14 protein-coding genes are annotated in these 12,409 nt (G+C 66.3%); 11 read left to right on the top strand and 3 right to left on the bottom strand.

What is annotated here, in order from left to right:
- Positions 1-72: 72 nt before the first annotated feature.
- From M3N53_04310 to M3N53_04300, 3 genes are read left to right on the top strand one after another with little or no spacing between them, the layout of a single operon-like run.
- Entirely contained in the window at positions 73-1,092 is a 1,020-nt protein-coding gene (locus M3N53_04310) for a peptidoglycan DD-metalloendopeptidase family protein (protein MDP9067562.1), read from the top strand.
- A gap of 13 nt (positions 1,093-1,105) precedes the next feature.
- A complete protein-coding gene (locus tag M3N53_04305) occupies positions 1,106-1,918 on the top strand; it encodes a 3-keto-5-aminohexanoate cleavage protein (GenBank protein ID MDP9067561.1) in 813 nt (270 codons plus the stop codon).
- 23 nt (positions 1,919-1,941) lie between these two features.
- Positions 1,942-2,487, top strand: coding sequence for a hypothetical protein (locus tag M3N53_04300; protein ID MDP9067560.1), 546 nt, complete (start codon positions 1,942-1,944; stop codon positions 2,485-2,487).
- A gap of 27 nt (positions 2,488-2,514) precedes the next feature.
- Here the strand turns inward: M3N53_04300 and M3N53_04295 are convergent, their stop codons facing one another.
- A complete protein-coding gene (locus M3N53_04295) occupies positions 2,515-3,363 on the bottom strand; it encodes a hypothetical protein (protein MDP9067559.1) in 849 nt (282 codons plus the stop codon).
- Between the two features lie 200 nt (positions 3,364-3,563).
- Between M3N53_04295 and M3N53_04290 the strand changes: the two genes are divergently transcribed.
- The 4 genes from M3N53_04290 (at position 3,564) to M3N53_04275 (ending at position 6,808) form a co-directional block, all read left to right on the top strand.
- Positions 3,564-3,959, top strand: a complete 396-nt coding sequence (locus M3N53_04290; GenBank protein MDP9067558.1) for a helix-turn-helix domain-containing protein — start codon at positions 3,564-3,566, stop codon at positions 3,957-3,959.
- Between the two features lie 144 nt (positions 3,960-4,103).
- Positions 4,104-4,409 carry a hypothetical protein gene (locus tag M3N53_04285; GenBank protein MDP9067557.1) on the top strand — a complete coding sequence of 102 codons (306 nt, stop codon included), beginning with the start codon at positions 4,104-4,106 and terminating at the stop codon, positions 4,407-4,409.
- A 141-nt stretch (positions 4,410-4,550) separates the two neighbouring features.
- Complete coding sequence (locus tag M3N53_04280; GenBank protein MDP9067556.1) at positions 4,551-5,570, top strand: GNAT family N-acetyltransferase; 1,020 nt, start codon at positions 4,551-4,553, stop codon at positions 5,568-5,570.
- Positions 5,570-6,808, top strand: a complete 1,239-nt coding sequence (locus M3N53_04275; protein MDP9067555.1) for a glycosyltransferase — start codon at positions 5,570-5,572, stop codon at positions 6,806-6,808. The genes M3N53_04280 and M3N53_04275 overlap by 1 nt, the downstream gene beginning before the upstream one ends.
- Before the next feature lie 285 nt (positions 6,809-7,093).
- On the opposite strand, the gene M3N53_04270 is transcribed toward M3N53_04275, so the two are convergent.
- On the bottom strand, positions 7,094-8,008 hold the full coding sequence (locus M3N53_04270; GenBank protein MDP9067554.1) for a proline dehydrogenase family protein: 915 nt from the start codon (positions 8,006-8,008) through the stop codon (positions 7,094-7,096).
- Between the two features lie 41 nt (positions 8,009-8,049).
- Between M3N53_04270 and proC the strand changes: the two genes are divergently transcribed.
- The 4 genes from proC to M3N53_04250 are packed head-to-tail and all read left to right on the top strand — an operon-like array spanning position 8,050 to position 11,617.
- Entirely contained in the window at positions 8,050-8,877 is an 828-nt protein-coding gene (proC, locus tag M3N53_04265) for a pyrroline-5-carboxylate reductase (GenBank protein MDP9067553.1), read from the top strand.
- A complete protein-coding gene (locus tag M3N53_04260) occupies positions 8,874-9,995 on the top strand; it encodes an acetoin utilization protein AcuC (protein MDP9067552.1) in 1,122 nt (373 codons plus the stop codon). The genes proC and M3N53_04260 overlap by 4 nt, the downstream gene beginning before the upstream one ends.
- Positions 9,996-10,018: 23 nt before the next feature.
- The gene (locus M3N53_04255; protein ID MDP9067551.1) at positions 10,019-10,408 is read left to right on the top strand and encodes a hypothetical protein; all 390 of its coding nucleotides are present in this window, start codon (positions 10,019-10,021) and stop codon (positions 10,406-10,408) included.
- 21 nt (positions 10,409-10,429) lie between these two features.
- A complete protein-coding gene (locus tag M3N53_04250) occupies positions 10,430-11,617 on the top strand; it encodes a MarP family serine protease (GenBank protein MDP9067550.1) in 1,188 nt (395 codons plus the stop codon).
- On the opposite strand, the gene M3N53_04245 is transcribed toward M3N53_04250, so the two are convergent.
- Positions 11,614-12,375 carry an SDR family oxidoreductase gene (locus tag M3N53_04245; protein ID MDP9067549.1) on the bottom strand — a complete coding sequence of 254 codons (762 nt, stop codon included), beginning with the start codon at positions 12,373-12,375 and terminating at the stop codon, positions 11,614-11,616. The two genes, M3N53_04250 and M3N53_04245, sit on opposite strands and share 4 nt — an antisense overlap.
- Positions 12,376-12,409 lie beyond the last annotated feature (34 nt).

Genomic DNA, 12,409 nt, shown 5'->3' with positions numbered 1-12,409 from the left:
GGCGGCACACGTTCGACCGAGCAGGACTTCCGCCCGGGGCTGAAACAGGTCCCTGTGCTAGCGTGGCCGCCAGTGTCTCTCGGACGCCGAACGCAGGTGCTCCGCACCGCGCTCGCCTCACTCATGCTGGCGATGGCCCTCGTCCCTCTGGCCATGCCCACCGCTCGAGGTGGCGAGTCTCTGTCGGAGCTGGAAGCCCGGATGGAAGCCCTCCAGGCTGAGTTGAACGCGGCTCAAACACGGATCGAAGACCTTCGCACGGAACAGGAGCTGAGCCGTCAGCGGATGGAGGAAGCCGAGCCCCGGCTCGAGCTGTTGCGACGCAAGCAGGAGAAGCTCAGCGCGACGGTCGTGGAGCGCGCCCGGAAGCTCTACATGCAGGGGAACTCCGAGATGCTGGAGGCCTTGTTCGGCTCGCAGGACCTCACCGACCTCATGGATAAGACCGAGGTGCTGTCTCAGGTGTCCCTCGGCGAGAGCGGAGCCTTCGTCGACCTCGCCCGCGCCGAGTACGAGCTGGCTCAGCTCGAGGAGCAGTGGAAGGTCGACAACGAGAGATTGAAGCTCGCGACCGCACGCCTGGCGGAAGAGAACGAGCGGCTGCAGGCGCGCTTCGAAGAGGTCTCCGACGAGTACGAGCAGCTACAGCGACAGCTGACCGGCTCGCCGACGCTCGTCGTCTCGACGGGCGCGCCGGTCGGCAGCGGCGGGATGGCCTGCCCGGTCGCGGGCGCGGTGTCCTTCATCGACAGCTGGGGGTACCCGAGGTCGGGACACACCCACCAGGGCACCGACATGATGGCGGCGTACGGGACCCCCGTGGTCGCTATCACCGACGGCACCATCACGCTGTCGGACTACGGCGGCTCCGCCGGCTACTGGATCATCCTCAGCGGCGACGACGGCCATCAGTACTGGTACATGCACAACCAGCAGAACCTTGTCAGTGGCGGACACGTTTCCGCGGGGCAGCAGATCGCCACCGTTGGCGACACCGGCAACGCGGCGGGAACGCCGCACGTCCACTTCGAGTATCACCCCGGCGGCGGCGCGGCGATCAATCCGTACCCGCTCGTCGCGTCCGTCTGTTAACCAGCTTCGCTGGATGCTGCCCCTCATCATCACGGTGGCCGCGGTGGGCGCGGAGCTCAGCTTGGAGCAGCAGCCGAACCTTCCCGTAACTCCAGACGATCTAGCGCGCGACGCGGCGGAGTGTGCGGAGGCCGGCGCGTCCATCTACCACTTACACGTACGGGACGCGTCGGGCCGGCCCACGATGGAGGTTGCGGCGTTCGAACGCGCCAAGGAAGCGATCACCGCGAGCGCGGACGTGATCGTCCAGTTCACTACGGGTGGCGCAGTTGGTGACCCAGAAGAAGCTCGGGTCGCGCCACTGCGCTTGAGGCCCGAGATGGCAACGCTGACGACCGGGAGCGTGAACTTCGGCGACGAGGTGTTCCTCAACCCCGCGCCCCTGGTGGAGCGGCTGTATCGGGAGATGCGGTCGGTCGGTACGTTGCCGGAATACGAGATCTTCGAAGCCGGGATGATCGCGAACGCGGCGCGGCTCTACGGCGAGTACGGCGACGGTCACCACCAGCACTACGACCTGGTGCTGGGCGTTCCGGGAGCGATGCCCGCGAGCCCGGGCGCGATCCCGTTCCTGGTCGCGCAGTTGCCGGAAGGGGCTACGTGGTCGGCCACCGGCATCGGCAAGAGTCATCTTTCCGTCGCGCGACAGGCGCTGGCAGAAGGAGGCCATGTGCGGACCGGGTTCGAAGACGTCCGTTATGTGGAGCCCGGTCGCCTCGCGGTGTCGAACGCGGAGCTGATCGCTCGCGTCGCCAAGATGGCTGCCGAAGCAGGGCGCGAGGTGGCGACGCCGGGCCAAGCCCGTGCGATCCTCGAGATCAACTAGGACTAAGGCGGTACGCTCCTCGTATGAGCGAGGTGAAACGCCGGTTGGTCGACCGCATCATCGAGCCGTCCTATCTCGAGGGGATGACCGAGCGCTCGGTCGACGAGCTGCGGGCGATGCGCGATGAGTGCGCCGACGGCGAGAACGAGGTGTCGTTCGAACGTCGTCTCTGTCAGGCGCGGATCGACATCCTCTCGGCGGAGCTGGACCAGCGGGCCGGCACCGCTGGCGACGGCGACCTCATCTCGCGGCTCCCGCAGATCCTCGCAGAGGAACCGCGTGGAGGAGGGGCCGCTCCTCTCCCGACCCGCGCTCCCGATCTGTCGATCCCGCGCAACACCGACATCCCGCGCCGACGGGTGGAGGAGATAGTCGGGGAGCAGACTCTCGCCCGGTTGGCGCAGGTGCCTACCGACGAGATCCGCAAGATCATCGAGTCTCTGGCCGAGCACGAGCGCAACCTGTCGGAGAAGAGGCGCAGGGTGCACGAGGTCGTCGATGCGCTGCAGAGAGAGATGGTCCGCCGCTATACCAGCGGGGAAGCCGATCCCGACGGGCTGCTCCGCTAGCTCGCGCTGGTACCCGTTAGCGGCTAGCTAGTCATGCGCGTGGCCGCGGCCGCGCCCCTTTCCATGTCCCTTGCCGCGGGTGTTCGAGTTTTTCGCCGGCATCGGCTTCGGAGCGGGCTTCGCGGGACGGGCGTGCTTCGCGGGGCGCGGGTGACTTGACGCCGACGACGTCGCCGCGCGCGAGCGGGCGGCACCATGTGATCGGCCGGCGGATGCGGGGCGGCCATGGCGGTGACGCTCTGCGTTCCCATCGCGGGCGTTGTTGCGAGCGTGCGCGGCGCCCCGTCCGCGCCCGCGGTGCCCTCGACTCCGACGAGCGTGCTTGGCCTTGTTCTTGGCGGCGTGGTCCTTTCCTTTCCCCATCGCCTTACCGGCCGCTTTCCCCTTCGCTTTGCCGCGAGCTTTCCCCTTCGCTTTGCCGTGAGCTTTCCCTTTCGATCCGTCGCCCGCGGCCGCGTCATCACCGAACGAGAACAGAGCCGTCCCCGGTCGAGGGAAAGTGAAGGTCGGCGCGTCGCGCGGTGCAGCATCGGCAGCGTCCGCATCCGCGCCCGCCGCGGCGTCGGTGTCGGCCACGGCCTCGGGGGGTGACGTAAACGTCAATGGAGGTGCGGGGTCGAACGTTGTTACGCCGGTCACCGTGTCGGGCTCTCCGGCCGCTGTCGACGCCGCAGCCGGGAGCACGATCTCGCGAGGTGGTGAATCGCGCGGTGCCTCCGCAACGACGCCGCGCCCGGACCCGAGGTTCTCGTTGGTCGCCTTCTGTGCCATCAGGGAGAACAGCAGCAGCGACCCGGCGGTTAGAGCGGCCAGCGCGACGCCGACGAATGGCGCCAGGCTGCCCCGTTCGGGACGCATACCCACGGTCTTCTCCATCTCCTGAGGGTTCTCCACTGCCGGTGGTTACCCTTCCCGTTACGCGGTTATTTAGTCACGCTTTGTAGTCGAAACTAGCCCATATTGACTAGGTATCGGCCGAGAGCGACCGAGACTGTAAGGCGGGTTCTGCTTGCAACTGTTATGCAGAGGTGGTATACGTGCAAGCGGGAGAGGGAACCGGAAAGAGGAGCAGTCGGATGTCCAGTCGGATGAAGCTCGATGAGTTGGGGTCCTTCATCCGGGAGCAACGGCGTGGCGCGCGCCTGTCGCTGAGGAAGCTGTCGGATCTCGCAGGGATCTCGAACCCGTACCTGTCACAGATCGAGCGGGGGCTGAGGAAGCCATCTGCGGAGATCCTCCAGGCGATCGCACGAGCGCTTCGGATCTCGGCCGAGACGCTTTACGTACAGGCCGGGATCCTCGACGAGGACCGTGACCACGACCTGGTCGCAGAGATCTTGAAGGACGGGCTGCTGACGGAACGGCAGAAGAAGGCGCTGATAGACCACTACCGCAGCTACATCGAATCGAACGTGGATCCGGTGGCGAACGCGGCGACCGTCCAGGACGTCATCGACCAAGGAAAGAAATGAAGCTTGACGGGAATCCGGAGCGACCCTCTTCATCCCCCACCCCCACCCGGCCCGCGTCTGCGGTTGCGCAGGCGAGGACCGGTGCTGCTCCGGCGTTCCCGTCATCTCTCTTATCCGGCACCCAGGCGAGAGGAGGTGAATGAATTGCCCAAGACCCAAGAACTCATCTACGCGGTCGTCGGCGCAGGTGACTTCACCGTTGAGAAGGTCAGAGATCTCCGCTCGCTTGCGGACCGCAACGAGACCGAGAAGGTCTACAAGGACTTCGTGAAGCGCGGGCGCACCATCTCCAGGCGCATCCAGACCTCCGCTCCGACCAAGCAGGCGGTGGCTCAGACGAAGACCGCCCGGTCGCAGGTGAAGGCGGCGGCTACGAGCGTCCGTAAAGCGGTGAAGGCAGATGCCAAAGCCACGGCGGCCGCGGCGTCGAAGACTATCAAGGCTTCCTGACCCCATATTCGCCAGCACCCGATCAGAGCCCGTTGATCCTCGATGACGAGGACGACGGGCTCGTTTCGCATCGGGCGAGAGCGGACACACCTCAGGAATCAGCTTCTGCTTCCTGCGGTTAGGACTACCGTGACCCCCACTATGACGAGCTTGCAGATGAGCCTCGAGTGCACGGAGGCCTGTTTCGAGCTGCCCGAGTGGCAAGAGCTGCTGCGAGCCGATCCCGATCGACACATCTTCGGCACGCCGCGCTGGAACAAGCTGTGGTGGGAGGAGTTCGGCTCTGGCAAAGAGCTGTTCATCCTGACCATGAAGCGTGGAGATGACGTGGCAGCCGTGGTACCGCTCTACCGGAAGGTGGCGGAGGGCCGCAGGATCCTTCGATTCGTCGGAGGGATCGACCTGACCGACTACCTGGGGCCGATCTGCTCGCTTCCCGACCGCGACGACGTTGCAGAGACGCTCGTGGAGTGGCTGGTCGGGACCGACGTGGAATGGGACGAGTTCGATGCCCACAACATGCCCGTCCCCTTCGGGTTCGCCGAGTTCCTCGTAGAGCGCGCGGACCGAGCGGGCCTGACGTTCAAGCTCGATCAAGAGGAAACCGCCGCGGTGCTCCCCCTCCCGGCGGACTGGGAGTCCTACCTGGCGTCCCTCGATGCGAAGCAACGCCATGAGCTAAAGCGTAAGCGGCGGCGGCTGGGGCGGGACCATCCTGATGCTCGGTTCCGCACCGCGACGTCAGAGACGTTGGAGGGAGATTTCCGCACTTTCGTGGAGATGCACCGAGGGACCGAGGGCCACAAGGGCCACTTCATGAGACCCGAGATAGCGACCTTCTTCGATCGCGTGGCCCGGGCGTTCATGGAGGCGGGGTGGCTGAGGCTCGATCTCCTGGAGATAGGTGATCGCGCGATCGCCTCCACTTTTTCGTTTGAGGCCGCAGGCACGTTCTACCTGTACAACTCCGCGTATGAACCCGACGCAGCGCGGTTGTCACCTGGCCTCGTGCTCGTCTCGGAGCTGGTGAAGCAGTCGATAGAGAAAGGCTTGAAGACGTTCGATTTCCTGCGGGGGCCGGAGCGGTACAAGTACCAGCTGGGCGCGCAGGCGGTGCCTCTCAACAACGTACGGCTGTTCAGGGCCGGGAGTGCTCCCTGATGCACGCGGCGGTCATCTCCTACCACTCTTCGCCTTTAGCGGAGCCGGGATCGGGCGACGCGGGTGGGATGACGGTCTACATCCGCCGACTGGCGGAGGCGCTGGCGTCCCGGGGCGTGACCACCGACGTCTTCACCCGGTCCCACCGCGGCACCTCGGCTCCCGTGATCCTGTCGCCGGGGGTTCGGGTGGTGCCGGTCGTCGCCGGCCCCCCCGGACCGGTCCCTAAGGAGCGGCTCCGGCACCACGTCGAGGACTTCGTCGCTGGGGTACGCGCGTTCTCGCTGAGTCAGCGCCTCTCGTACGACCTGATCCACTCCCACTACTGGCAATCTGGCCTCGCTGCTACCGGGCTCGCGCGGGCTTGGTCCGTGCCGTTGGTTCACTCCCCGCACACGCTCGGGCGAGTGAAGAACCGGTTCCTCGCCCCCGGCGACCGGCCGGAGCCGGAGGTGAGGCTGGTGGGGGAGGACCAAGTGATCGACGCGTCCGATGTTCTGGTTGCGTCCACCGACGACGAGCTGGAGCAGCTCGCCTGTCTCTATAGCGCCTCGCACGACCGGCTGAAGGTCGTGCATCCCGGAGTCGACCACAACGCGTTCCGCCCACTCGAGCGACCGGTCGCCCGAGGGCTGCTGGGGTGGGGCGACGGGAAGGTCATGTTGGTCGTGGGCCGCATCCAGCGGCTCAAGGGGATCGATCTGGCCATCCGCGCGCTCGAGGAACTTGTGTCCGCACTGGACGAATCCGTGCGCCTCGTGATCGTGGGCGGTGCCAGTGGACCCGACGGGGGGGCCGAGGTCGAGCGCCTTCGTTCTGTGGCCGCCGACCTCGGTGTGATCGGCAACATCGACTTCGTCGGGCCGCAGCCGCACGACCGGCTGCCGCTGTTCTACGCGGCATCAGACATCGTCACGGTGTGTTCGCATTCCGAGTCGTTCGGCCTCGCCGCGCTCGAGGCACACGCATGTGGCACGCCCGTCGTGGGGACCGCGGTCGGTGGTTTATCTCACGTGGTGCGCGACGGCCGCTCAGGTTTCCTCGTGCTTAGCCGGGATCCTTCGGCGTTCGCGGCGCGGCTCAAAACGATCTTGTCCGACCCGCACCTGCACGCTGCGTTCTCGCGCGAGGCTGGGGACTCCGCCGCCGTGTTCTCGTGGGAGCGCGCGGCCGCGAGCTTTGTCGAGCTTTATGAATGTCTGGTGCGCGAGGACTTCCGCGAGATCTGCACCTGCTGATCTAACTCGCGCAAAAAAGTTCGTCGTCGCGAAGAAAATTTTTGGGTGCTCTGACCTGCGCATTCGTTGCCCTTCCTGGGCATTCGCGCGGTTGACGCTTCGGGAGTGCGTCGCTATGTTCCTGCACGTCTCGAGGAGTTGAATGACTCACCTTCGGGTGTGGCTCATGCGGCACCTCGGGACGCTAGGCCTCAGAAGCCAACGTGCTTGTCGCATCTCGTGTGTGGGGAAGTGCACGAGGTTCGATTCGGACTCCGGTTTCTGGGGCCTACTTTTTTTGTCGCGCTAATTGCGGACGACAGCGCGGAGGAAGAACCTCAGGTTCGCGGGGCGCTCCGCGATGCGACGCATCAAGTACGCGTACCACGCACATCCGAATGGCACGTAGACGCTGACCCGGTATCCCTCTCTCGCGAGTTGCTCTTGAAGGTCGCGCCTGATCCCGTAGAGCATCTGGATCTCGAAGCTCTTCTTGCCCCCGCCCACCCTGGCCGCGGCCCTCTGGGCGTGCTCGATCAACGAGGAGTCGTGTGACGCGATGCCGGGGTGTGCCCCCTTCTCGAAGAGCCAGTCGGTCAAGTAGCGGTACTGAGCATCTATCTCGGACCTCTTCTGGAAGGCCACGTCCGGACCTTCGGCGTAGGCGCCCTTCACCAGCCGCACCTTGGGGGGAGCCTCCTTCGCCAGCTCCTCCAGGTCGACCGGCGTGCGCCTCAGGTACGCCTGTACCGCGAGGCGCAGATCGGGGAACTCGCGGCGCAGCGTGCTGAACACGTCGAGCGTCTCGCTCACGTACTCCGACTGCTCCATGTCGATCTCGAGGCTCGTCCCGACCGCCTGGCCCTCGGTTGCGAGCCCGCGCACGTAGGCGATGCAGGAGGGCTTGTCGAAGGCGAGGCCCAGCTGGGTGAGCTTCACCGACACGGTCGTGTCGACGCCCGCTTCCTCGATCCGTTTCACCGACTCGAGGTAGTCCTCGAACGCTTGCTTCGCGCCGACTGCGTCGGTCACGCCCTCGCCCAACAGGTCGAGGATCCCCCCGATGTCCTTGACGTTCAATTGCCGGATCGCGGCGATCGCGTCTTCGGCTGTCTCGCCCGCGATGAACCGCTGCACCACGGATCTGGTGAGGCTTCCCTCGGTGACGAAGCGCTCCACGCGTTCTTTGTCGGAAGCCCACAGCCAGGTCTCTCTGAACATCGTGCGCCCTATCATGCAGGAAAAGCTCCAGGAGGTATCGCATGGCCAAGCTGGCGGTTCTCGGCGGCGGGAAGATGGGGCAAGCGCTTGTAGGCGGCCTCCTCGGATCCGGTTGGCGAAAGGCGGAGGATGTCGTCGTTACCGCGCGCCGGCGGGAGCGTCTCGAAGAGTTGTCTTCTGCCTACGGCGTGCAGACGTCTACCGACAACACGGCGGCCGTCGCGGGGGCGCAGGTGATCGTGATCGCGGTCAAGCCCCAAGACATAGAGCCGCTCCTGTCGGAGATCTCGTCACACGTGACGCCGGACCAGACCGTTCTCTCGTTCGTGGCTGCGATCTCGACGTCGTTCATCGAGTCGCGTCTGGAGTACGACGTGCCGGTGGTGCGAGCGATGCCGAACACCCCGTCCGTGGTGCACGAGGGCATGGCCGGGATCGCGGCGGGGCGCTTCTCGAGCGAGGAGAACCTCAACCTCGCTAGAGAGGTCTTGAGCCAGGTCGGACGCGTGGTGACGGTCGACGAGGAGTACCTCGACGCCGTGACGGCCATCTCTGGGTCAGGGCCGGCGTACTTCGCTCTGTTGGCTGAGGCGATGATCGAGGCCGGGATCCTGCTCGGACTGTCGCGGGAGACCTCGACGGATCTCGTGGTGCAAACGATGCTCGGCTCGGCGAAGATGCTGCGAGACGAGCACATGCATCCGGTGGAGCTGCGCGAGATGGTGACGTCGCCGGGCGGGACGACCACCCGCGCGATCCGCGTTTTAGAGCAGTCTGGTGTGCGTGCGGCTTTCCTCAACGCGATCCAGGCCGCGATGGAGCGGAGCCAGGAGCTCGCCCGCGGCGACTCCCGCGACTTCGGCTCGTGACCGATTCCGTCGCACTCGTCACCGTAGAAGACATCGCCAAGACCTACGACTTCGGCGCGTCGCACCCGTTGCGCCCCGAGCGGGTTCTCCTGACGTACGACCACATCCGAGACCTAGGCCTCGTCAGGGGCGTCACCGAGGTCACGTCGCGTTCGGCCACCGATGCGGAGGTCGAGGCGGTCCACGATGAGGAGTTCATCGCGATGGTCAAGGCGATCGACGCCGGCACGGTGGAACCCTCGAGAGGCCTCGAGTTCGGTCTCGGGACGCCGGACAACCCGATCTTCGCGGGGATGCACCGCGCGGCGGCGGCCGTCTGTGGCGCATCCATCACGGCGGCGGAGCTTGTAGCTAGCGGGCGTTTCCTGCACGCGTTCAACCCCGCTGGAGGACTCCATCATGCGAGGCGGCGCGAGGCGTCGGGCTTCTGCATCTACAACGACCCCGCGGCGGCGATAGCGAAGGTGCTCGAGCTGCAGCCTGAGTGGCGGGTCATGTACCTGGATGTCGATGTGCATCACGGCGACGGCGTCCAGTGGATCTTCTACGACGACCCGAGGGTCGTTACGGTCTCGCTGCATCAATCCGGCCGGTACCTGTATCCGGGGACGGGGTTCGAGGACGAGATCGGACACGGGGCCGCGGCCGGGACATCGGTGAACCTCCCCCTGTTGCCGTACACGGGCGAGGACGACTATCTATGGGCGCTGGAGCGGGTGCTGCGAGAGACCGCGGCCGCGGCCAGGCCGGACCTGATCCTCACGCAGTTAGGCGCGGACACCCACTACGGCGACCCGCTCGCCAACCTCGCCCTCACGCTGAAGGCTTATCCGACGATGGCGAAGATCATCCACGCGGTCGCGCACGACTTCTGTGGCGACCGGTGGGTCGCCACCGGCGGCGGCGGCTATCAGGCGGAAACCGTGGTGCCGAAGGTGTGGACGATCCACTTCGCGGAGATGGTCGGGCACCCCGAGGTGATCCCGGCGGGGTGGCTCGACGACGCGGACGCTGCCGAGGTGTCGCGGCCGTACCGGTCCGAGGTCGAGCGGTCGGTCGAAGCTGTTCTCGAGACGTGTCTCCCGCGCCTAGCGGCCTTAGCGGGCGCGGACGCTTAACCTTCCTCGCCAAGGAGGAGGGAATGAGCGAGCTTCATCGGTACATCGGCTTCAGCATCCCCGCGGCGTTCGCGGTCCTCGTGCTGTGGACGATCTACACCTTGATCCGCAACCGGCCGCCGCACGACTGGTTCTGGAACCTCCTCGGCGCGTTGCAGGTGATCATCGCGATCCAGGTCGTCGTGGGGGCGGTGCTGTTCGTGGCCGGGCTCAGACCCCCACCGCAGGACCTCCGCTGGTTGCACTACATGTACGGGGGGTTGTTCCCCGCGCTGATCCTGATCGCGGCGCACCGCATCGCGCAGAAGGAGCGGTTCGTCGAGATCCCATGGGTTGTGTTCGGTTTCGCCTCCTTCGTCAACTTCGGGCTCACCAGCCGAGCCCTCATGACCGGGCTGGGCGTAGGTGTCTGACCCGACGCCCGGGAGCGGCCGGTGAACCTCGTCGACGTGGCCGTTCTCGTGCTGGCGGCGCTGTCGGCCTTCAGAGGCTGGCGGCTGGGGTTGTTGGGCCAGGTGTTCGAGCTCGGCGGCGGCTTCCTCGGGCTCCTGGCCGGGGCCGCGTTCGCTCCCGACGTCGCCCGTGCGGTGACGCAAGGCAGCGGCCTTCAGCGGATGCTCATCTCCCTTGTGATCGTCTTCATCGCGATGTCGATCGGCCAGACGATCGGCCACCTGCTCGGCCGGAGCGGCGGCGCCGCGGCCGCCCGAGCTCGCCTCGGCGGTGTCAACCAGTCGCTCGGTGCAGCGTTCGGCGTCGTCGTCACCATCGTCTCGTTCTGGCTGATCGGGTCGCTGCTGGTGCACGGGCCGTCGCGGGCGATCGCCAGCCCGTTCCGCGACTCGCAGCTGCTGCAGCTGACGAACGCGGCGCTGCCGCCACCTCCGGACGTTCTGGCGGAGTTCCAGGAGTACCTGAACACGGCGGGCTTCCCACAGGTGTTCGCGGGTCTGCCGCCGGATCTCGGCACCCCGCCGAAGCTGCCTTCGGAGCGGGAGGCAAGGCGGGCGGTGCAGCGGGCGAAGGACTCGGTCGTCCAGATCTCACTGTCCGCATGCGGCGGGACCCAGCTCGGAACGGGGTGGATAGCGGCGCCTTCTACGGTCGTTACTAACGCCCACGTCGTAGCGGGGGGCGACTCGCCCGTCGTGCGCGAGCTCGCCGGCGGCGAGCAGGTCGGCTCTGTCGTGGTCTTCGATCCGGATACGGATGTGGCGGTGATCCACGTCGACGGCCTCGGCGCTCCGCCCCTCCAGCTCGAAACCGCGGAGCTCGAGCGCGGGACGTCCGGTGCAACGCTCGGATATCCAGGCAACGCCGGGGGCCGCCTCGTCACGCACGCCGCTGCGATCGCGGCCTCATTCGACGACGCGAACGGCCGCGACATCTACGGGCGCTCCGACGTGAGCCGCGATGTGTACGCCATCCGGTCACCCGTGCGCCAGGGCGACTCCGGGGGCCCGTTCGTCACACTCGAGGGAGACGTTGGCGGCGTCGTCTTCGCCGCCTCCACCACCGACGGCGATACCGGCTATGCGCTTACGGGGGCCGAGGTTGCCGACGAGGTGCGGAAGGGCAGCCGGCGCAGCGAGCCGGTGGACACGGGAGGTTGCGCCCGCTAGGCGGTCTGGCCTCCATCGACGACCAACGTCGTGCCGGTGACGAAGGAAGACGCGTCCGAGGCGAGATAGATCGCCGCTCCGACTATCTCCTCAGCCGTCCCGATTCTCCCCATCGGGATCATGGACTCCGCGAACTTCAGCGTCGCCTCGTCCTTCGTCATCCACTCGTTGAGAGGTGTATCGATCCAACCGGGCGCGATCGAGTTGACCCGCACATTCGAGGCCGCGAGCTCCTTCGCCACCGCCTGCGTGAACAGGCGCACCCCACCCTTGGCGGCGGAGTAAGGCGATAGCCCCTGTGCTCCCTGTACCCCCGCGACGGACGCGATCTGGATGATCGATCCCCCGGTGTCCACCATCGCTTGTGCTGCGAGCTGGGTCGCGTGGAACACCGAGTCAAGGTTCAACGTCCGGAGCTTGTCCCACCCCGACGGGCGCAGGCTTACCAACGGTGACATGAAGTTGGAGCCACCGGCGTTGTTGACGAGGATGTCGAGCTTTCCGAAGCGATCGACCGTCGTGTTCACGAGGTTCTCGAGGGCATCGCGCTGCGTCACGTCCGTGGGAACCACGATCGCACTGTGGCCCATGGCGTCGATCTCCTTGGCCAGGGTCTCGAGATCGGCTTCGCTTCGCGCCGCGACGGCAACGTCGGCTCCGGCCGCTGCGAATCCAAGCGCGATGGCGCGTCCGATCCCGCGTGAGGCGCCGGTGACGATCGCGCTCTTGTTCTCCAGAGAGAAGATCTCGGTGCTCATGAACGGAACCTCCTTCAGGTTGAGGGTCATACGA

It is taken from the genome of Actinomycetota bacterium, from assembly GCA_030776625.1.
Taxonomy (GTDB): Bacteria; Actinomycetota; CADDZG01; order CADDZG01; family WHSQ01; genus MB1-2.
Note: the sequence above shows the minus strand (reverse complement) of the source record. Positions and strands in the feature narration are given on the sequence as shown.